We start from the raw sequence: 18,404 nt of genomic DNA, 5'->3' as shown, positions 1-18,404 counted from the left end.
CGCACTATGTCCAAAGTCCTTGCATCACTTCCTATCGGTGAAAAAGTCGGAATCGCCTTCTCTGGCGGACTCGATACATCGGTCGCTGTGGCCTGGATGCGCGCAAAAGGTGCGGTGCCATGCACCTACACCGCAGATCTTGGCCAATATGACGAGACCGATATTGATTCAGTTCCAGTTCGCGCCAAAGAATATGGCGCAGAGATTTCACGACTTGTTGATTGCAAGACCCCACTTGTTGAGGAAGGTCTTGCTGCTATTGCCTGCGGAGCTTTCCATATTCGCTCTGGTGGTAAGGCCTATTTCAATACAACACCACTTGGCCGCGCTGTAACCGGAACGCTGCTGGTTCGTGCGATGTTGCATGACAAGGTTGAAATCTGGGGAGATGGTTCTACCTATAAAGGCAATGACATCGAACGTTTCTATCGCTACGGCCTGCTTGCAAATCCCAATCTACGAATCTATAAGCCGTGGCTCGATGCTGATTTCGTGCGCGAACTCGGTGGCCGCAAAGAGATGTCACAGTGGTTAGTTGCCAACAATCTGCCCTATCGCGACAGCACTGAGAAGGCTTATTCAACTGATGCAAATATCTTGGGAGCAACCCATGAGGCGAAAGATTTAGAGAACCTCGATGCCTCCATTGAGATTGTTACTCCTATTATGGGCGTGAAGTTCTGGGATTCATCACTTTCTATTGCATCTGAAGATGTGAAGATTGAGTACGTGCAGGGTCGCCCAGTGGCAATTAACGGCCAACGCTTTAGCGATGTCGTGGCTCTCATGAATGAAGCAAATAAAATTGGTGGTCGCCATGGCCTTGGAATGAGTGATCAGATAGAAAATAGAATTATCGAAGCTAAGTCTCGTGGAATCTATGAGGCTCCAGGAATGGCGCTGCTCTTTATCGCTTACGAGCGACTCATCTCTGCAATTCATAATGAAGACACGATTGCGAATTACCATGCTGAAGGTCGCAGACTGGGTCGCTTACTCTATGAAGGACGCTGGCTTGATCCACAGAGTTTGATGCTCCGTGAATCACTCACACGTTGGGTGGCATCGGCTGTTACCGGCGAAGTCACACTTCGTCTGCGCCGTGGTGATGACTATTCAATTATCAATACAACCGGACCTGCCTTGAGTTATCACCCAGATAAGTTATCGATGGAGCGCACTGAAGATGCTGCCTTTGGACCAACAGATCGCATTGGGCAGTTAACTATGCGTAATCTAGATATTGCCGATACCCGGGCAAAGTTAGAGATGTATCGCGATCAAGGCCAACTCGGTGGCGGAGATTTCAACCTGATTAAGGAGTTAGAAAATTAATAAGACCACTCGCAAAGCAATAGCCGGCGTCATTGCCGCCGCACTCGTAGGACTCACCGTCCTAGTTGGTCTCAACGTTACCGAAGGAGAGAAGATGTCAGGTGCAACAGTGCTGCCAGTAGTTTCTGCAGTAGCAGGGGAAGTTCCCACAATTTCAAAGCCAGAAGGTAGCGCGCCAACAGAGCTCACTACCAAAGACATCATCGTTGGAACCGGGAAAGAAGTTCTCCCGACATCTACTTTGACTGTTCACTACACACTCATGGCGTGGTCAACTGGAAAAATCATTGAGTCATCATGGGTCGGCCAGCCAGCAACATTTCAGTTAGCGGGGGTAGTTGAAGGTTGGCAGAAAGGTTTGCCTGGTGCCAAAGAGGGCGGACGTAGATTGCTGATACTTCCACCAGAAATGGGATATGGCGCAGCCGGTTCTGGACCTATTGGTCCCAATGAAACTCTTGTCTTTTCAGTCGACATTATTGGTGTCGCTTAAAGAAATAGTTTTATTTCTTAAGCCAAACTGTGGTGCCGGCCGGAATTTTGCCGTCGGTAAGTGGGTGGGAAGAGATGAGAATTTCCCCTTTAGGCATTGGATAACTTTCACCACGGAAGTTGGTGATGCAATGCCAGCCATTTGGCCGTGAGAAGTGCAAGACGGAAGAATTGCCAGACTTATGCCACTTTATCTTTTCTTCAGTAATCAGTGATTTACGAAGTCCCAGTGCGATGCGATAAATGGAGAGCGCCGAGTTCGGATCATTCTCTTCTGCTTCAACTGAGTAATCTGCAAACCATGATGGTTGCGGCAAGTGTGCACCGCCTGTTCCAAAACCAAAAGAAGAACCTGATTTCTGCCACGGTAGGGGCACTCGGCACCCATCTCGCCCCTTATCCATTTTGTTATTGCGTAGGTATTGTGGATCTTGAATCTGACTTGCTGGAATATCAGTGACTTCGTGCAAACCTAACTCTTCACCTTGATACATATATGTACTACCAGGAAGAGCCAAAATAAATAGCGTTGCCGCAAGTGCATTCTGTGTTCCAGAAGCCATATCTAGCGGATGAGAAGTTCCATTGGAGAGCATCCATGAACGACGGTCTACCGCTGAATTAAGACCCATCTTTGTTGCATGGCGGATTTGATCGTGGTTTGAAAGTGTCCATGTGCAAGAAGATTTGTTCTTTAGGGCAAGCTCCAGCGCATCTTGCACGCTCTCCTTATATGCAGCTGCTTCAAAGGGGGTCTCAATGAAACGGAAATCAAAACATTGCCCCAAAGTCTTCGTGCTGGCATAGAGCGGAAGGCGCTCTGGGTGCACAAATGCTTCTGCCACGGCAACTCGTGGCGGGTCATACTGATTAAATAGTTTGCGCCATTGTTTATAGATCTTAAAGACTTCATCACGGTCGGCCAAGATTCCCTTGCCCTTATTACCTCGTTCTTCTAGGGTTTCAAAGACCGGCAGGCTACGAAGTGGTTCAGAGAGATCTTTCTTCAGTGCGTGTGCCACATCAATGCGAAACCCATCAACACCGCGATCAGCCCAGAACTCAAGTGTCTTAAGAAATTCTTTCTCCACTTCTGGGTTATCCCAGTTGAAGTCTGGTTGCTCTGGTGCAAACCAATGCATGTACCACTGGTTACCTTTTCCACCCATTACTGATTCATGGGTCCAGGCACTCGGTGCAAAGTGTGAAACCCAATCAGTAGGTGGCAGCTCGCCATTTTCACCTTTTCCATCTCGGAAGATGTAACGATTGCGCGCTTTAGAGCCAGGCTGAGCTTCGATTGCTTCCTTAAACCACACATGCAAATTAGATGAGTGGTTAGGAACGATATCGACAAATATTCGGATTCCTACTTTGTGTAGCTCGGCAAGTAACTCATCAAAATCTGCCAGCGTTCCAAGCCGTGGATCTACATCACGATAATCAGCAACGTCATAGCCACCGTCTGATAGCGCCGATGGATAAAAAGGACTTAACCAGACCGCATCAAGGCTCAATGATTTTAAGTATGAAATACGCGAGGTAACACCTTTGAGATCGCCGATGCCGTCGCCATTTGAATCGGCGAAGCTACGCGGGTAGATCTGGTAGATGGCCGCTTGGCGCCACCAATTCTTATCTTTTGAGAGTCCAACGCTTTTAGGCATGGGTCGTACTCTACGGAAGGGCCACCGTGGTATTCGCATAAATGAGCAAAATGTGATGTAAATGGAATGTATTTGCGGTTTTGTGCAGTCGTCACCCTTTCGAATAGGATTCTATGAAGTTACATTCTCCCGCTTCAAGGAACAGGTTCTTGACTATGACAACGGTTTTACTTACTGGTGCCAGTGGATACATCGGCAAACACATCGCCCTACAACTACTCAACGATGGATACACGGTGCGTGCTTCGGTGCGCAAGCTCAGTAAAGGTGATGAAGTGCGTAACGCAGTTGCCCCACACCTTTCACCTGAAGTCGATCTTGCTAGCAAGCTTTCATTTGTTGAACTTGATCTGGAAAAAGATGCAGGGTGGAGCCAAGCGTTAGTGGGTATTGATGTACTTATGCACACCGCCTCTCCCTTCCCACTTGGGTCACCAAAGGATGAGAATGAACTTATTCGCCCGGCAGTCGATGGGACCTTGCGCGCTCTTCGCGCCGCACAAGCTGCTGGTATTACCCGAGTGATTCTCACATCTTCGATGGCAGCAATTTATGCTCGTGATTTACCGGCAGGGGCTAACGCCTATGACGAAAGCATGTGGACTGATCTGAATCATCCGGCCGGCAGAGATGCCTACATACGCTCCAAGACTTTAGCTGAACAAGCTGCTTGGGATTTCATTAAGAACCAAGCACCTGAAATTGAGCTCACAGTGATTAACCCAGCACTTGTATTGGGCGCTCCGTTAGATAACAATTTTGGGTCTTCCATCTCCTTGGTGGAAAGATTGCTCCTAGGTAAAGACCCGATGGTTCCTGATCTGCGCATGCCGATAGTAGATGTCAAAGATGTTGCGCGCATGCACGTGCAATCCATCAAAGTTACCGCTACTGCAGGGGAGCGGATTTTATCTGTTTCTGAGACCAAATCATTTATGGAGATTGCAAAGCTTCTCAAATCAACGTACCCACAGAGTCAGGTCAAGACCGCACTTGCACCCAATCTTTTAATCAAGTTCCTCTCACTCTTTGACCCGGCAATTAAGTCAGTCGTGGCAATGCTGGGTAAGCCACTCATCATTAGCCATGCCAAGGCCGAGCGATTGCTGGGAATCAGCTTTATTCCGGCGCAGGTAAGCATTCTGGAATCAGCGGAGTACTTATATAAGAATGGGCTCATACAGGGGTAAAAGGTTGGCACTCTTTCCCGTGGCCTTCTCTAGGCTATAGCCATGACCTTGCTACATATCCTGGACCTGCTCTCCACCTTTGTCTTCGCACTTGTAGGGGCTCGGGTGGCTGCAGATAAGGGACTTGATTATGGTGGCATCGCATTCATCGCAGCGATTGCATCAGTATCAGGTGGCACCCTTCGAAATGTATTTCTTGGCCTGACTCCGATCTGGATCACAGATGGCTGGATTGTTATCAGCATTATTGCTGCTGTAGTTCTTACCCTGGTCTTTAGGCGTGTCACACATATTGGTAAGACGCTACTCATTATGGACACCTTTGGCCTTGCTGTGGCAACACTTTCTGGAACACAGCTCGCCTTTGAAGAAAACGTTGCCTGGTATGCGGCAATTCTTTTGGGAGTCATTACAGCTGTGACGGGCGGGCTATTACGAGACATTCTCTGTCAGCTAGAGCCGGTCTTACTCCATCGCGAAACGATTGGCACGTCAGCACTCATGGGAGCGATTACCTTTGTTGCACTGCATCAACTCAGCGTTGCAGATAATCTGGCGGCAATCATTGGGGGAGTAGTAGTGATGCTTACCCGTGTCATCTCAATCCAATTCGATCTACATCTGCCAAAGTTCAGCAAATAACGAACTAAGTGGGTTGTGAGGGACTCGAACCCCCGACCCAGGCATTAAGAGTGCCTTGCTCTACCAACTGAGCTAACAACCCATTTAAGTGCGTAAACACTTAAATGCAGAGCAGACCCTACCAGCGAGGCGCGCCTTGTCTAACCACCTCACAGGGGAGAAGATAGTCAAATGTCTCGCTGGGAAATACAGATAGCGCTACTGATTTCTGCTGGGGTATTGGCGATTTCCATACCGCCTGCTAGCGCCGCAGAGAGTGCGCCAGGGGTTGCGCTGGCAGTTCTGGAGACATTGCCAGTAAAGGGGCGTGCTCCAAAGACCGGATATTCCAGAGCTGAATTCGGGCAGAGTTGGGCTGATGTTGATCGCAATGGGTGCGATACCCGAAACGATATCTTGAAACGAGATATGACATCGGTTATCTATAAGCCCAAAACGCGCAATTGCGTGGTGCTTTCCGGAACTCTCATCGATAGATACTCAGGGGAGATGATCAACTTTGTGCGCGGTGATGTGAGCAGCATGGAGGTGCAGATTGATCATGTGGTGGCGCTATCTAATTCTTGGCAGACAGGTGCATTTAAATTAAGCATCGCCCAGAGAACTGCCCTTGCAAATGACCCACTGAATCTCTTTGCCGTCAAAGGCAGACTCAATCTACAGAAAAGTGATGGCGATGCGGCAACTTGGGTGCCACCGCTGAAGAGTTTTAGATGTGCTTATGTGGCGCAACAGATTGCGGTGAAAGCGAAGTATTCGTTATGGGTTGTAGCTCCGGAAAAAGCTGCGATGTCAGCAATCTTGGCTCAGTGTCCAACCCAGCAAGTGCCGGTTGGATAGTTAGAGAGCGTCGCCGCCGCGCTCGCCGGTGCGAATACGAATTACTTGCTCAACGTTGGTAACCCAGAGCTTGCCATCGCCAATGGAGCCGGTACTTGCCGTGTTTACGATGACGTCAATAATGGATTGTGCTTCGCCATCATCAACGAGTACTTCAATGCGCACCTTAGGAATGAAATCAACTGTGTATTCGGCGCCGCGATAGATCTCGGTGTGGCCCTTTTGGCGACCAAAGCCACGAGTTTCTGAGACTGTCATGCCAGCGATGCCAGCTGCTTGCAGCGCAACCTTGATGTCATCGACCTTTGCCGGCTTAACGATTGCGGTGATGAGCTTCATTCTGTTCTCTTTTCTTAGTTATCGAATACTAGTAACGGTTTGAATTTCCAGTGATGTCATAGGCAGATTCAGCATGGAATGTTGTGTCCAGGCCGTTGAGTTCATCGTCGCGATAAACACGGAAGCCGATAGTCTTTTGAATCAGGGTGGCAATGATCCAGGTAGCTGTGAAGGAGAAGGCAGCGACTACGAGAATCGCGACTACTTGTCGTCCTAGCTGTGTGGTTCCGCCGCCAACCAAGAGTCCATCGGCGCCAGCAGCGTTAGCAGTTAGCGTTGCAATCAGACCAATTGCAAGCATTCCGAGAATTCCACCAACACCGTGGACTCCGACCACATCGAGTGAATCGTCGTAACCAAACTTATATTTACGTGAGACAGCCCAGGAAGATACAACACCGGCAATCAGACCAAGAATGAGTGCACCTAGCGGATTTAAGTAACCACACGCTGGTGTGATGGCAACAGCGCCAGCGATAGCACCGGATGCCACACCGAGAGTTGTGGCTTTGCCATCGCGCTTTTTCTCATAGGCAATCCAGGTCATGGCAGCAGCTGCTGTGCAAATTTGAGTATTGATCATCGCAGTTGCAGCAAGGGAGCCGGCAGAGAGAGCAGAGCCGGCATTAAATCCAAACCAACCAAACCAGAGCATGCCGGCGCCAAGAAGAACCAACGGCATATTGTGTGGTCGCATTGGATCGCGTCTGAATCCATCGCGCCTTCCGAGAACAAGTGCGAGAGCGAGTGCTGCCGCACCTGAGTTAATTTCAACAACTGTGCCGCCAGCAAAATCAAGCGCTTTAAGTTTGTCGATGATCCATCCGCCTTCACCGTTCTGGGCGGCAAATGCCCAGTGGGCAACGGGTAGATAGACGAGTGTGATCCAGATGCCAACGAAGAGAACCCAGGAACCGTATTTGGCGCGGTCGGCAATAGCGCCAGAGAGAAGTGCCACAGTAATAATGGCAAAGGTAAGTTGGAACATAGCAAAGGCAAGTACTGGAATTTGGTGACCCTCAGCGCCAGTTACCTGATCAATGGTGGAAGCCAGACCTATGTGATCAAGGTTTCCAATGAGGCCACCTTGTGATGGACCGAAGGCGAGTGAGTATCCATAGAGCACCCAAATGATTGTTGTGATGCCGATTGCGGCAAATGACATCATCATCATATTTAGCGCTGATTTCGCGCGGACCATGCCGCCATAAAAGACTGCCAAACCTGGAGTCATGAAAAGTACTAGTGCTGCACTTGCTAAAACCCATGCGGTATCACCGCTATTGATCTCCGGCATTGTTAATGGGTCTCCTTATACCGTTGGTAGGACGCTTGAATTTCAGCTTCAGCTGCCTCATGGCCAACCCAATCACCACCGTGAACTTCTTTACCTGGCTCTAGTGTTTTATAGACCTCAAAGAAGTGCTTGATTTCATCGAGTTCATAGATAGGAACATCTGGCAGATCATTTAAATTGTTCTTGCGAATATCTCCGGCTGCGACACAGAGCAACTTGTCATCGCCACCTTTTTCATCGGTCATGCGAAACATTCCAATAACGCGGCAAGAGACAACACAACCAGGGAAGGTGGGCTCATCAAGCATGATGAGTGCATCGAGTGGATCACCATCATTAGAAAGGGTGTTCTTCACAAAGCCGTAGTCGTGTGGGAAGCGAGTTGCGGTGAAGAGCATGCGATCTAGGCGAACTTCGCCAGTCTCATGATTGATTTCATACTTATTACGAGATCCCGCTGGAATTTCCACAACAACATCGAAGATCATAAGAATGGACTCCCTGTGCTTAGTAAGTGATGTAGTGGGGATTAAAGAACTTGGGGTGAACGACGGGGCTCGAACCCGCGACATCTCGGACCACAACCGAGTGCTCTACCAGCTGAGCTACGCCCACCATGTGCTGTGCAGAGGCTACTTTACCTGCCCCGGCTCGCTTTGGATAAATACGCTCTGGCGGTAGTAAGCCAATTCGGCAATCGAATCGCGAATATCTCCCAGTGCGCGGTGATTACCGGTCTTGGCTGGGGCGGCAAAGTAAGTCTTCGGATACCAGCGGCGGGCAAGTTCCTTAATCGATGAGACATCGATGGTGCGATAGTGCAGATACTCATTAAGTGCGTGCATGTCACGAGCGATGAAGTTGCGATCTACCGAGACTGAGTTTCCGGCTAGTGGTGATTTGCCTGGCTCACATCCAGCTGCTTGCAGATAAGTAAGTATCTGCATCTGAGCATCTTCAATCGAGATGCCATTGGGTATCTCGGTGATCAGGCCTGAGCTCGTATGCATCTGGCGCACAAAATCGCCCATGGCGCTCAGTTGCTCTTGGGTAGCCTGAATGACGAGATCAATACCGTCTCCGATGATGTTCAGCTCTGAGTCAGTGACCAGGACAGCAATCTCAACTAGGGCATCGGTGGCCAGATCCAGCCCGGTCATTTCGCAATCAATCCAGATCAGATGGGGGAGTTCGGTGGCCATAGGCGCAAGGGTAAGGGTTATGGGGGTGGAGCGATAATTCAGGGTCCGTTCACCTGCTGTTAACCATGAATCCTTCTTTATTACATGGCCTGCCTGAAGGATTCCCACATGTCAATTGATGCTCCTACGAAGGTAATTCCGCAGGCGCGCCAGATTACGACCAAGCCTCGCGTTTCGGATCAAATCTTCCGCGGCATTGTTACCGCTTTTAGCTTCTCAGCACTCGTGATTCTCGCACTGATTGCACTATTCCTATTTCAGCAAGGATTTAGTGCGCTAAAAGAGCAAGGCTTCAGTTTCATCACAAGTTTTGAGTGGAATGTCTTTATCGACGAGTCTGGAAAAGAAGTAGCGAACTTTGGCCTCCAAGCGATGCTTGTGGGAACAGTTGTTATTTCTTTCATCGCTCTTCTCATAGCTGTCCCGCTAGCGGTGCTAACCGCGCTCTTTCTAACTTTTTATGCACCTGAGGGAGTTAAGAAACTTCTTATCACCGTGATTGATCTTATGGCAGCATTCCCATCCATCCTTTATGGACTTTGGGGTTACTTCGTTTTGATGCCTATGGCTGAGTATTGGGCGCAGCTCATTCACAAGTGGCTTGGGTGGATCTATATATTTGATGTGCCAGAACCTATATTTTCACGCTCGCCGTTCATTGCAGGAATTGTCTTATCAGTAATGATTATTCCGATTATCACTTCAATATCCCGCGAAGTCTTTTCGCAAACTCCACTAGAGCGGGTGCAAGCAGCGTATGCACTCGGCGCAACGAAGTGGGGAATGATTCGCGCCGTTGTACTTCCCTTCGGAGCAAACGGTGTCGTCGGTGGTTCCATGCTTGCACTTGGTCGCGCCTTCGGCGAGACGGTTGCTGTCTTCTCGGTTCTTAATATTGTTTACAGAACAAACTTTCAGGTTCTTTATACACAAGGTGGAAACGTCGCCTCAATGATTGTTCAGAAATTCGGCGAAGCAGGTAAAACTGAAGTAAGCGCACTAATTGCGGCTGGCTTAGTGCTATTCGTGCTTACATTGTTCGTTAACTTCATCGCAAATGCCATCGTAAATAAGACAGTGAAATCAGGTCGCTAAATGAGCACTTCAACCGTAACCCCAATGAAACCGTGGGCAGCGACTCCACGCGATCGCGCCATGACACTGACGTCTGTCTTGCTGGCCGCCCTGACTACATTTGCGATCGTTGCCAGTACTCCCATGAAGGGAAAGATTGCCTACTTTTTTGTCTTCTTCATCACCTGGCTAGCGATTGATTCAGTCTTTGTATTGAGAAAATCTGGATCTAAAGGCGTTCGAAATGGTCTGGCTGAGAAGCTCGCTTTCTTTGGTGCATTCATGGTGCTTATGGCAGTTTCTTCGATTCTTTGGTCAGTTATCTCGCGTGGAGTCGCTGGCCTGAACTTTAAATACTTCACTGAGACGATGCGAAATGCATCCATGTTTGATCCCATCGGCAACGGTGGAATTGCACACGCGATCTTTGGGACATTGCTACTCATAACTATTGCAATCATTATTTCGGTTCCAATGGGAATTCTTACCGCTCTTTACCTCACCGAAATTAAAGGGAAAGCAGCAAAATTTATTGAATTCCTAATTCAAGCAATGGCTGGCGTTCCTTCAGTTGTTGCGGGGCTTTTTATCTATGCGGCGATTATTTTGAATACACCGCTTCGACCTTCGGCTTTTCTTGGTGGACTTGCACTCACAATTTTAATGGTTCCAACCGTCACTCGCACCGCCCAAGAAATTCTTAACCTGGTCCCGCAAGACTTACGCGAAGCAGGACTCGCGATGGGAGCCACGCAATGGAAAACAGTGGCTCTCGTTGTTGTGCCTGCGGCACGCAGTGGATTGATCACAGCTGTAATTCTCGGAGTGGCTCGTATCGCCGGCGAGACAGCGCCTCTGTTGTTCACAGTGGGAGTCTTTGATGCATTTAACTTCAATCCTTTCGTGGGCCAGAACTCAGCTCTTCCGGTAATTATCTGGAGCGGCCTTAATGGAGGTGCTGAGGAATCTATCCAACGTGCATGGAGCGCTATTTTTGTTCTGCTAGTTGTTGTTTTAGTGATTTTCGTTTCAGCACGAATCTTTGGTAAGAAATCGATGAAAAATGTATAACTCAATCAATGAATCAATAGGATGGAATAACCATGAGTGAGAAAATAGAGAGCACAACTCCTTCTTCACTATCTGCAGTGGCAGCGGCCCGAGCTGACAAAAAAGTGGCCGGTACATCACCACTTGGTACGGGCCTAGAGGCTCGTGGCGTCCACGCCTGGTTTGATAAGCATCACGCACTTGCCGACGTCTCACTAGATTTCTCTGCCGGTACTGTGACCGCACTCATCGGTCCATCCGGTTGCGGTAAGTCAACTTTTATTCGCACCCTAAACCGCATGCACGAATTTATCCCTAAGACTTCAATGGCCGGGCAAGTGTTACTTGATGGAAAAGATATCTACGAGCCAGGCATCGATGTTACAAAGATCCGTCTGCAAATTGGTATGGTCTTTCAAAAGCCAAATCCTTTCCCATCAATGACAATTGGTGAGAACGTACTTTCCGGACTCAAGCTTGCTCAAATTAAGACCTCGAGCCCAGATGAACTGATGGAAGAGTGCCTAACTCGAGCCGGTCTTTGGAATGAAGTAAAGGATCGTCTTGGTGCACACGCTGGTGGGCTTTCAGGTGGTCAGCAGCAGCGTCTATGTATCGCGCGCGCACTTGCGGTGAAGCCAAAGGTATTGCTCATGGATGAGCCATGTTCAGCACTTGACCCAGGCTCAACCCTTCGCATCGAGGAGACAATCTCACAGCTTTCCAAGTCAATGACGGTCGTCATTGTTACCCACAACATGCAGCAGGCTGCTCGTGTCTCTGACTACACAGCCTTCTTCCTATCTGATGGCGGTCCGGGGCAGATGATTGAAGTTGGCCCAACCAATGAGATCTTCTCTCGCCCGCGCGATGAGCGAACAGAGAACTACGTCACTGGACGCTTCGGTTAAGCCGCTTTAAGCCTTCATATTTAGTTTACCGACCGTTTACCTATTGATTGCCTGCAGTTTCTCTCCTTCGTGAATATTCTCCGTTAACCAATGGGTTATTCATCTACGAAAGGCAAACCATGCGTTTTAATACATTATCAAAGGCAGTTGTTGTTGCTGTAGCAGCAGTTGTTGCTATCACGCCTTCAGCTTTTGCAGTTAACTTGACAGGAAGCGGAGCGTCATCCGTTTCTAACTTCATCGAAAAGTGCAAGACCGCATACCAGACATCATCAAGCGATGTATTCACATACAATGGTTCAGCTGGTTCAAGCACAGGTATCGCCAACATCAACGCAGGAACTGTTGATATTGGTTACTCAGATGCAGTAAACACAACCGCGCCTTCAACAGTCTTTCATGTTCCGGCTGCAATCTGGCCAATCGCCATCTCATACAACTTGAACACCTCTAAGCAACTTCAATTGTCTATCCCAACAGTTGCAAAAATCTTCGCAGGTCAGATCACACGTTGGAATGACCCAGCAATCGTTGCTGATAATGCACGCGTACGTGAAATTCCTGTCTACGAAGTCAAGAACGGCAAGCCAGTTCTAGATAAAGATGGTGCTCCTACAGTCAAGAGCTACCGCAAACTCAGCGTTCCATTCACACTCCCAGATAAGCCAATCACAGTTCTTTATCGCTCAACTGGTTCAGGAACAACAGATAACTTCACTCGTGCACTTAACGGGGCGGCTCCAACAATTTGGACCAAGACCGGAAACACTGTTTTCTCCACAGCCAATCCAACCGATATCTCAAAACTTGCGGGCTCATTCCAGGGCTTCTCATCATCTGCAACAATTTCTGCAGCAAATGCTAAGCAGAAGTACTCAATCACCTACGTTGAGGCAAGCTTTGTTAAATCAAATCCTGGCTTGAAGTCAGCACTAATCATCAACGGTGCAGGTAAGACAGTTGCTCCTGATGCACTCGGTGCAGGTGCGATGTTCGCAGCTGGAGCACTTAACGATGCAACAGGTATCGTTACATGGAATTACAACACAACTGCGGCAGCAGCGTACCCATTCACCGCACCAACATATGCAATGGTAAAGACAAACTACGGAGCTGAAAAAGCAGCTGCAGTAAAGCGCCAGGTTGAATACATGGCATTTGATTGCATCAAGACTGTAACAACAGAGCCAATGATTGCTATCGACAAGACATCAGATCTTGGTAAGGCAATCCTGAAGCTCACAGCGAAGATCGCATAACGTTCTTCATAATCTCCAAATAGAAAACCCGGGCCAGTGATGGTCCGGGTTTTTTACTGCCATTTTTTGTGCGCCTGGCAGGAATCGAACCTGCGACCTACCGCTTAGAAGGCGGTTGCTCTATCCGACTGAGCTACAGGCGCCTGCAGGGTCGTATGAGGCAATTGTACCCAGTAAGGTTTGCGACTATGGCTGAGTTCATTTACACGATGAAGAAGGCGCGTAAAGCGCATGGTGAAAAGGTAATTCTCGACGACGTTACCTTGATGTTCTTACCTGGAGCAAAGATTGGTGTTGTCGGTCCCAACGGTGCTGGTAAGTCAACAGTTCTTCAGATCATGGCAGGTTTGCAACAGCCCTCCAATGGTGAGGCCTACCTATCTCCCGGATACACCGTCGGAATTCTCTTGCAGGAACCACATTTAAATGAAGAGAAGACCGTTCTTGAAAATGTGCAAGAGGGTGTGGCTGAGACCATGGAAATGGTGCGCAGATTTAATGAAGTATCAGAGGAAATGGCCAGCCCTGATGCTGACTATGACAAGTTACTTGCCGAAATGGGCGAGCTCCAAGAGCAACTCGATCACCGCAATGCCTGGGAACTTGATTCACAGCTAGAGCAAGCAATGGATGCACTGCGTTGTCCGCCACCTGATTCTGATGTCAAAGTTTTATCTGGTGGCGAAAAACGCCGCGTTGCTTTATGTAAATTGCTTTTGGAAGCACCAGATCTTCTTCTGCTAGATGAGCCAACTAACCACCTCGATGCTGAATCAGTGTTGTGGCTAGAACAGCATTTAAGTAAGTACCCAGGCACCGTGGTAGCGATCACGCACGATAGATACTTCTTGGACAACGTGGCGCAGTGGATTCTAGAACTAGACCGTGGCCGCGCCTATCCCTATGAAGGTAACTACTCCACATATTTAGAGACAAAATCAGCACGTCTAAAAGTTGAAGGTCAGAAAGATGCCAAGCGCGCAAAGCGTCTGACGGAAGAACTCGATTGGGTTCGCCAGAATGCAAAGGGTCGCCAAGCTAAGTCAAAGGCCCGTCTTGCTCGCTATGAAGAGATGGCGGCAGAGGCAGATAAAATGCGTAAGTTGGACTTTGAAGAGATTCAGATTCCACCAGGGCCGCGTCTTGGAAACATTGTTGTTGAAGTAGAGCATTTAGTTAAAGGCTTTGGCGATCGCGTTCTTATCGATGATCTCTCATTTACTCTGCCACGCAATGGAATTGTGGGAGTTATTGGGCCTAACGGCGCCGGTAAGACAACGCTCTTTAAAACCATTCTGGGTCTAGAAGAACCAGATTCCGGAGTAGTAAAGATTGGTGAGACGGTAAAGATTTCCTACGTGGATCAGTCCCGTGGTGGAATCGATCCAAAGAAATCACTCTTTGAAGTGGTCTCAGACGGCCTTGATTTCATGAAGGTAGGACAAGTTGAAATGCCATCGCGCGCATACGTTGCCGCCTTCGGATTTAAAGGCCCTGACCAACAAAAAGCTGCTGGAGTTTTATCTGGTGGAGAACGTAACCGTTTAAACCTTGCTCTTACTTTGAAGCAAGGTGGCAATCTTTTACTTCTTGATGAGCCAACAAACGATCTTGATGTCGAAACACTGGGCTCACTTGAAAACGCACTTCTGGAATTTCCAGGGTGCGCTGTTGTGATCTCACACGATCGTTGGTTTCTTGACCGGGTAGCAACTCACATCTTGGCTTATGAAGGTGACTCAAAGTGGTTCTGGTTTGAAGGAAACTTCGAATCTTATGAAGAGAACAAGATTGCCCGATTGGGTGCGGATGCAGCTCGTCCGCATCGCGCTACCTATCGAAAGCTGACCCGCTAATGATTTATTCGGGGCAGCAATATGTGCGATGGGATGACATCGATGCCTTTGGCCATGTCAATAATGCAAAGTATCTGACCTACATTCAAGAAGTTCGTTATCAATGGGCCTACTACCAATACTCTACAAAAGGTGAGATGCCCACACTGATGGAGATGGTTGTTGCCCGCAACGAGATTGATTACATCGTGCCTATCTACGAAGGCGGTCGTTTCTACGATCTCAAGCTATGGGTCGACTCCATTGGCACCACATCTTTTGTCGTCGGCTATGAATTGCTGGGCACCGATGGTGTGGTCCATGCCAAGATGAAGTCAGTGCAAGTGATGGTTTCGCTGGAGACAAAGAAGTCTCGTCCAATTTCGGAGCAAGAGCGCGAATTCCTTAATCGCTACCTCAAGGATTAGTAGGTTTAAATAATGCAAGAGCGAAAGATTCACCCCGGGTGGATTGCAGCAGTTGTCACCTTCTTCACCCTCGTTGCAACAGCCGGGTTTAGATCTGCACCCACTGTGCTCATTCTTCCCTTGGAAGAAGCTTTTGGCTGGTCTCGTTCGCAAATTTCGTTAGCGATTTCAATAAACGTACTTCTCTTTGGTTTGGTAGCACCCTTTGCGGCGGCGCTGATGGAACGCTTTACTGTGCGCAAAGTTGTGATGACTGCACTTGCATTGGTAGCAGCAAGTGCAAGTTCGACAATATTTATGACTCAACCATGGCACTTGTGGGCGCTCTGGGGCATCGGCGTTGGTGTCGGCTCTGGCTCTATGGCTCTGGTCTTTGCTGCAACGATTGCTAATCGTTGGTTTGTTGCCCGCAAAGGGATAGTGGTGGGAGCGCTGACCGCTGCCACAGCAACTGGTCAATTAGTTTTCCTTCCCATGCTCTCGCACTTTGCGATCACTTACGGTTGGAAGAGCATCTCCATCACTGTGGGCGCTGCATCTGCGCTCATGATTCCATTCATCTTTCTCTTCCTGAAAGAGAAACCAGAAGCCTTAGGCATGAAGCCATATGGAGCGCCGGAAGATTGGCAACCACCAGTTGCTAGTGAAATGCCGGCAGGTCGCTTAGCCATTGATACCTTGGTTAAATCAGCGAAAGATAGAAACTTCCTGATTCTCTTTGGCTCATTCTTTGTCTGCGGACTTTCCACCAACGGACTCATTGGCACACACTTCATTCCAGCAGCCCACGACCACGGTATGGGCACAACTGTCGCTGCTAGCTTGTTGGCATTGGTTGGTGTCTTCGATGTGATTGGAACAATTCTTTCTGGGTATCTGACAGATAAGTACGATCCCCGTAAATTGCTCTTCTTCTACTACGGCCTGCGCGGTCTCTCCCTCTTTTTATTACCATCTATTCTCTTTAGCACCATTCATCCATCCACATTGGTATTTGTAATCTTCTATGGCCTTGATTGGATTGCCACCGTTCCACCCACTCTTATTCTCTGTCGCATTGTCCTTGGTCCCCAGCGTTCAACTGTTGTCTATGGTTGGGTCTTTGTGGGTCACCAAGTGGGGGCATCGATTGCCGCCCTGGGTGCGGCGGTATTGCGGGTAAAACTTGGTGACTATGCACTCTCTTTCTACATCGCCGCCATCATGTGCATCATCAGTGCTTTTGCCGTATTGCAGATCGCCAAAGGAAAAACTTCAGCAGAGTTGAGAAGTTGATGGAGCGCGATACTACAAATTATTACGAGCTCTTTGGCGGGCAAGCTTTCTTTGCCGACTTGGTCTCACAGTTCTATGCCCACGTGGCAGTCAATCCCGTGTTGCGCCCGATGTATCCAGAATCAGATATGCTGGGTGCGGCCCGCAGATTGCAGATGTTCTTAGAACAGTATTGGGGCGGACCAAGCACTTATCAAGAAGAACGTGGTCATCCGCGTCTTCGCATGCGCCATGCCGGTTTTCATATCAATCAAGAGGCGCGCGATGCTTGGATTGGCTGCATGAAGTTGGCAGTTGATGGAACATCACTTGGCCAAGATGAAAAAGATAAATTGTGGAGATACCTAGAGGGAGCAGCAAACCATCTAGTTAATCAGCTGGATTAGCCCTGCTTAGATTTATTTCCCACCAATAAAATCTCACCGTTTCGAACAAACCAGAGCACACCATCAGCATCGCGCACCTCGGTAATACGAAGGCCAACTTTTTCTACTCGTCCGGCAATATCTTGCACGCGAATGTCATCGCCAACCCCGTATTGATCTTCAACGAGCATAAAGATTCCAGAGATTACATCGCGCACCAATGTTTGCGCTCCGAGTCCAATTGCCACACCAATCACACCGGCAGAGGCAAGAACAGGCCCCAAACTAAATCCGAATTCACCCAGAATCATTCCGGTTGCGATAATCCAAATCGCGGCGTTAAAGGTTGAGCTAAAGACGGTACCAATTGTGCGGGCGCGTTCTGCCTGACGTTTTGCCGTTCCTGGCCCAGGCTTTAGGTCAGCTGTTGCCAGGCGCCCAATGGCCCGTGAAATGGCCCGGTGGCCGATTACATGGCCGATAGCGGCGATGATAAAGATGACGAGGATGCGAAAGGGGGCTCCGTTAAACCAATCCCAGATTGCCTGTGTGCGCTCGTTCATAGGCATTAAGGGTAGTGAAATCTTTACTAAAACTTCACCACAAAATGCCCCCGTCCTGGAGAGTTTTAGTACAAAATTGCCCAATCAGTGCGAGCCACGTGCTGGAACCGAGGTAGAGATGAACCGCTCATTAGTTCTCAACGCCACCTACGAACCATTGGGTGTTGTCACTGATCGTCGTGCGCTCATTCTCGTTCTGAACAACCGTGCCACTATGGTTGAAGCATCTGGAACCGTCTTGCACTTTGCACATGGTCAGATTGAGCTCCCATCAGTAATTCGTCTCAATAAATTTGTGAAGATTCCTTATCGTCATGCAGTTCCACTTTCGCGTCGGGCAATCTTTGCGCGAGATGGTGGACGCTGCGTCTATTGCACAGCGCCAGCAACTTCTATTGATCACGTCATTCCACGTTCTCGTGGTGGCGGTCACAATTGGGAGAATGTCGTAAGTGCCTGCCATAAGTGCAACCATGTCAAAGCTGATAAGCCACTGAAAGAACTTGGTTGGCGACTTCGCACGCTACCGCGCGAACCAGTGGGCGCTGCCTGGCGAATTCTCGGAACAGGTCGCACCGAAAATCGTTGGCTGCCATACCTAGAGCCATTTGGCGTCGCTGCCGCAACTGCATAGACTCTG

Annotated in this window: 20 protein-coding genes and 3 tRNA genes; 14 read left to right on the top strand and 9 right to left on the bottom strand. The window is 48.8% G+C overall.

What is annotated here, in order from left to right; all coding sequences use genetic code 11:
- The first annotated feature begins 6 nt into the window (after nucleotides 1-6).
- Both argG and A1sIIB142_RS04570 read left to right on the top strand, forming a co-directional pair.
- Nucleotides 7-1,335, top strand: coding sequence for an argininosuccinate synthase (gene argG, locus A1sIIB142_RS04575; RefSeq protein WP_095684913.1), 1,329 nt, complete (start codon nucleotides 7-9; stop codon nucleotides 1,333-1,335).
- A 94-nt stretch (nucleotides 1,336-1,429) separates the two neighbouring features.
- Nucleotides 1,430-1,828, top strand: coding sequence for an FKBP-type peptidyl-prolyl cis-trans isomerase (locus A1sIIB142_RS04570; RefSeq protein ID WP_095684912.1), 399 nt, complete (start codon nucleotides 1,430-1,432; stop codon nucleotides 1,826-1,828).
- Between the two features lie 10 nt (nucleotides 1,829-1,838).
- Here the strand turns inward: A1sIIB142_RS04570 and A1sIIB142_RS04565 are convergent, their stop codons facing one another.
- Nucleotides 1,839-3,494: a glycoside hydrolase family 13 protein gene (locus tag A1sIIB142_RS04565; protein ID WP_095693846.1), complete on the bottom strand. Its 1,656-nt coding sequence runs from the start codon at nucleotides 3,492-3,494 to the stop codon at nucleotides 1,839-1,841.
- Nucleotides 3,495-3,649: 155 nt separating this feature from the next.
- Here A1sIIB142_RS04565 and A1sIIB142_RS04560 point away from each other — a divergent pair, with 155 nt between their 5' ends.
- Together A1sIIB142_RS04560 and A1sIIB142_RS04555 are read left to right on the top strand one after the other, a co-directional pair.
- Nucleotides 3,650-4,684: an NAD-dependent epimerase/dehydratase family protein gene (locus A1sIIB142_RS04560; protein ID WP_223299172.1), complete on the top strand. Its 1,035-nt coding sequence runs from the start codon at nucleotides 3,650-3,652 to the stop codon at nucleotides 4,682-4,684.
- 42 nt (nucleotides 4,685-4,726) lie between these two features.
- Nucleotides 4,727-5,326, top strand: a complete 600-nt coding sequence (locus tag A1sIIB142_RS04555; protein ID WP_095684909.1) for a trimeric intracellular cation channel family protein — start codon at nucleotides 4,727-4,729, stop codon at nucleotides 5,324-5,326.
- 9 nt (nucleotides 5,327-5,335) lie between these two features.
- Here the strand turns inward: A1sIIB142_RS04555 and A1sIIB142_RS04550 are convergent.
- Nucleotides 5,336-5,408, bottom strand: a tRNA-Lys gene (locus A1sIIB142_RS04550).
- Between the two features lie 89 nt (nucleotides 5,409-5,497).
- Here A1sIIB142_RS04550 and A1sIIB142_RS04545 point away from each other — a divergent pair.
- Complete coding sequence (locus A1sIIB142_RS04545; protein ID WP_095693844.1) at nucleotides 5,498-6,166, top strand: HNH endonuclease family protein; 669 nt, start codon at nucleotides 5,498-5,500, stop codon at nucleotides 6,164-6,166.
- On the opposite strand, the gene A1sIIB142_RS04540 is transcribed toward A1sIIB142_RS04545, so the two are convergent.
- The 5 genes from A1sIIB142_RS04540 to orn form a co-directional block, all read right to left on the bottom strand.
- Nucleotides 6,167-6,505 (bottom strand): P-II family nitrogen regulator, encoded by a 339-nt coding sequence (locus A1sIIB142_RS04540; protein ID WP_095693843.1) that lies wholly within the window; start codon nucleotides 6,503-6,505, stop codon nucleotides 6,167-6,169.
- 28 nt (nucleotides 6,506-6,533) lie between these two features.
- Complete coding sequence (locus A1sIIB142_RS04535; protein WP_095693842.1) at nucleotides 6,534-7,802, bottom strand: ammonium transporter; 1,269 nt, start codon at nucleotides 7,800-7,802, stop codon at nucleotides 6,534-6,536.
- A 2-nt stretch (nucleotides 7,803-7,804) separates the two neighbouring features.
- Entirely contained in the window at nucleotides 7,805-8,290 is a 486-nt protein-coding gene (locus A1sIIB142_RS04530) for an inorganic diphosphatase (protein WP_095684897.1), read from the bottom strand.
- 51 nt (nucleotides 8,291-8,341) lie between these two features.
- Nucleotides 8,342-8,417 (bottom strand) — tRNA-His (locus tag A1sIIB142_RS04525).
- Between the two features lie 17 nt (nucleotides 8,418-8,434).
- Nucleotides 8,435-9,004 carry an oligoribonuclease gene (gene orn, locus A1sIIB142_RS04520; RefSeq protein ID WP_095694153.1) on the bottom strand — a complete coding sequence of 190 codons (570 nt, stop codon included), beginning with the start codon at nucleotides 9,002-9,004 and terminating at the stop codon, nucleotides 8,435-8,437.
- A 108-nt stretch (nucleotides 9,005-9,112) separates the two neighbouring features.
- On the opposite strand from orn, the gene pstC reads away from it, so the two are divergent.
- The 4 genes from pstC to A1sIIB142_RS04500 all read left to right on the top strand — a co-directional run bounded on the left by pstC (nucleotide 9,113) and on the right by A1sIIB142_RS04500 (nucleotide 13,298).
- Entirely contained in the window at nucleotides 9,113-10,099 is a 987-nt protein-coding gene (pstC, locus tag A1sIIB142_RS04515) for a phosphate ABC transporter permease subunit PstC (RefSeq protein WP_095693841.1), read from the top strand.
- Entirely contained in the window at nucleotides 10,100-11,149 is a 1,050-nt protein-coding gene (gene pstA, locus A1sIIB142_RS04510; RefSeq protein ID WP_095693840.1) for a phosphate ABC transporter permease PstA, read from the top strand.
- Nucleotides 11,150-11,181: 32 nt separating this feature from the next.
- The gene (gene pstB / locus A1sIIB142_RS04505) at nucleotides 11,182-12,039 is read left to right on the top strand and encodes a phosphate ABC transporter ATP-binding protein PstB (RefSeq protein ID WP_095693839.1); all 858 of its coding nucleotides are present in this window, start codon (nucleotides 11,182-11,184) and stop codon (nucleotides 12,037-12,039) included.
- A gap of 119 nt (nucleotides 12,040-12,158) precedes the next feature.
- A complete protein-coding gene (locus A1sIIB142_RS04500; RefSeq protein WP_095693838.1) occupies nucleotides 12,159-13,298 on the top strand; it encodes a substrate-binding domain-containing protein in 1,140 nt (379 codons plus the stop codon).
- A 69-nt stretch (nucleotides 13,299-13,367) separates the two neighbouring features.
- Here A1sIIB142_RS04500 and A1sIIB142_RS04495 read toward each other — a convergent pair.
- Nucleotides 13,368-13,441: transfer RNA gene (locus tag A1sIIB142_RS04495), tRNA-Arg, on the bottom strand.
- A gap of 45 nt (nucleotides 13,442-13,486) precedes the next feature.
- Between A1sIIB142_RS04495 and ettA the strand changes: the two genes are divergently transcribed.
- Genes ettA through A1sIIB142_RS04475 form a run of 4 tightly spaced genes read left to right on the top strand, consistent with a single transcriptional unit; the run spans nucleotide 13,487 to nucleotide 17,222 of the window.
- Entirely contained in the window at nucleotides 13,487-15,154 is a 1,668-nt protein-coding gene (gene ettA, locus A1sIIB142_RS04490) for an energy-dependent translational throttle protein EttA (RefSeq protein ID WP_190277040.1), read from the top strand.
- Nucleotides 15,154-15,561: an acyl-CoA thioesterase gene (locus tag A1sIIB142_RS04485; protein ID WP_095675052.1), complete on the top strand. Its 408-nt coding sequence runs from the start codon at nucleotides 15,154-15,156 to the stop codon at nucleotides 15,559-15,561. The genes ettA and A1sIIB142_RS04485 overlap by 1 nt, the downstream gene beginning before the upstream one ends.
- A gap of 12 nt (nucleotides 15,562-15,573) precedes the next feature.
- Nucleotides 15,574-16,836, top strand: coding sequence for an MFS transporter (locus A1sIIB142_RS04480; protein ID WP_095693837.1), 1,263 nt, complete (start codon nucleotides 15,574-15,576; stop codon nucleotides 16,834-16,836).
- Complete coding sequence (locus A1sIIB142_RS04475; RefSeq protein ID WP_095693836.1) at nucleotides 16,836-17,222, top strand: globin domain-containing protein; 387 nt, start codon at nucleotides 16,836-16,838, stop codon at nucleotides 17,220-17,222. Before A1sIIB142_RS04480 ends, A1sIIB142_RS04475 begins: the two co-directional genes overlap by 1 nt.
- Here A1sIIB142_RS04475 and A1sIIB142_RS04470 read toward each other — a convergent pair.
- The gene (locus A1sIIB142_RS04470) at nucleotides 17,219-17,764 is read right to left on the bottom strand and encodes a mechanosensitive ion channel family protein (protein WP_095693835.1); all 546 of its coding nucleotides are present in this window, start codon (nucleotides 17,762-17,764) and stop codon (nucleotides 17,219-17,221) included. The genes A1sIIB142_RS04475 and A1sIIB142_RS04470 overlap by 4 nt on opposite strands.
- Before the next feature lie 118 nt (nucleotides 17,765-17,882).
- On the opposite strand from A1sIIB142_RS04470, the gene A1sIIB142_RS04465 reads away from it, so the two are divergent.
- A complete protein-coding gene (locus tag A1sIIB142_RS04465; RefSeq protein ID WP_095675501.1) occupies nucleotides 17,883-18,398 on the top strand; it encodes an HNH endonuclease in 516 nt (171 codons plus the stop codon).
- Nucleotides 18,399-18,404: the final 6 nt, after the last annotated feature.

The sequence above is a fragment of the Candidatus Planktophila versatilis genome (assembly GCF_002288345.1).
GTDB lineage: Bacteria > Actinomycetota > Actinomycetes > Nanopelagicales > Nanopelagicaceae > Planktophila > Planktophila versatilis_A.
Note: the sequence above shows the minus strand (reverse complement) of the source record. Positions and strands in the feature narration are given on the sequence as shown.

Excerpts from the sequence above, each read along its gene's own strand:
- argG (WP_095684913.1), top strand. The coding sequence starts at position 7 with ATGTCCAAAGTCCTTGCATCACTTCCTATCGGTGAAAAAGTCGGAATC.
- A1sIIB142_RS04570 (WP_095684912.1), top strand. The coding sequence starts at position 1,430 with ATGTCAGGTGCAACAGTGCTGCCAGTAGTTTCTGCAGTAGCAGGGGAA.
- A1sIIB142_RS04565 (WP_095693846.1), bottom strand. The coding sequence starts at position 3,494 with ATGCCTAAAAGCGTTGGACTCTCAAAAGATAAGAATTGGTGGCGCCAA.
- A1sIIB142_RS04560 (WP_223299172.1), top strand. The coding sequence starts at position 3,650 with ATGACAACGGTTTTACTTACTGGTGCCAGTGGATACATCGGCAAACAC.
- A1sIIB142_RS04555 (WP_095684909.1), top strand. The coding sequence starts at position 4,727 with ATGACCTTGCTACATATCCTGGACCTGCTCTCCACCTTTGTCTTCGCA.
- A1sIIB142_RS04545 (WP_095693844.1), top strand. The coding sequence starts at position 5,498 with ATGTCTCGCTGGGAAATACAGATAGCGCTACTGATTTCTGCTGGGGTA.
- A1sIIB142_RS04540 (WP_095693843.1), bottom strand. The coding sequence starts at position 6,505 with ATGAAGCTCATCACCGCAATCGTTAAGCCGGCAAAGGTCGATGACATC.
- A1sIIB142_RS04535 (WP_095693842.1), bottom strand. The coding sequence starts at position 7,802 with ATGCCGGAGATCAATAGCGGTGATACCGCATGGGTTTTAGCAAGTGCA.
- A1sIIB142_RS04530 (WP_095684897.1), bottom strand. The coding sequence starts at position 8,290 with ATGATCTTCGATGTTGTTGTGGAAATTCCAGCGGGATCTCGTAATAAG.
- orn (WP_095694153.1), bottom strand. The coding sequence starts at position 9,004 with ATGGCCACCGAACTCCCCCATCTGATCTGGATTGATTGCGAAATGACC.
- pstC (WP_095693841.1), top strand. The coding sequence starts at position 9,113 with ATGTCAATTGATGCTCCTACGAAGGTAATTCCGCAGGCGCGCCAGATT.
- pstA (WP_095693840.1), top strand. The coding sequence starts at position 10,100 with ATGAGCACTTCAACCGTAACCCCAATGAAACCGTGGGCAGCGACTCCA.
- pstB (WP_095693839.1), top strand. The coding sequence starts at position 11,182 with ATGAGTGAGAAAATAGAGAGCACAACTCCTTCTTCACTATCTGCAGTG.
- A1sIIB142_RS04500 (WP_095693838.1), top strand. The coding sequence starts at position 12,159 with ATGCGTTTTAATACATTATCAAAGGCAGTTGTTGTTGCTGTAGCAGCA.
- ettA (WP_190277040.1), top strand. The coding sequence starts at position 13,487 with ATGGCTGAGTTCATTTACACGATGAAGAAGGCGCGTAAAGCGCATGGT.
- A1sIIB142_RS04485 (WP_095675052.1), top strand. The coding sequence starts at position 15,154 with ATGATTTATTCGGGGCAGCAATATGTGCGATGGGATGACATCGATGCC.
- A1sIIB142_RS04480 (WP_095693837.1), top strand. The coding sequence starts at position 15,574 with ATGCAAGAGCGAAAGATTCACCCCGGGTGGATTGCAGCAGTTGTCACC.
- A1sIIB142_RS04475 (WP_095693836.1), top strand. The coding sequence starts at position 16,836 with ATGGAGCGCGATACTACAAATTATTACGAGCTCTTTGGCGGGCAAGCT.
- A1sIIB142_RS04470 (WP_095693835.1), bottom strand. The coding sequence starts at position 17,764 with ATGAACGAGCGCACACAGGCAATCTGGGATTGGTTTAACGGAGCCCCC.
- A1sIIB142_RS04465 (WP_095675501.1), top strand. The coding sequence starts at position 17,883 with ATGAACCGCTCATTAGTTCTCAACGCCACCTACGAACCATTGGGTGTT.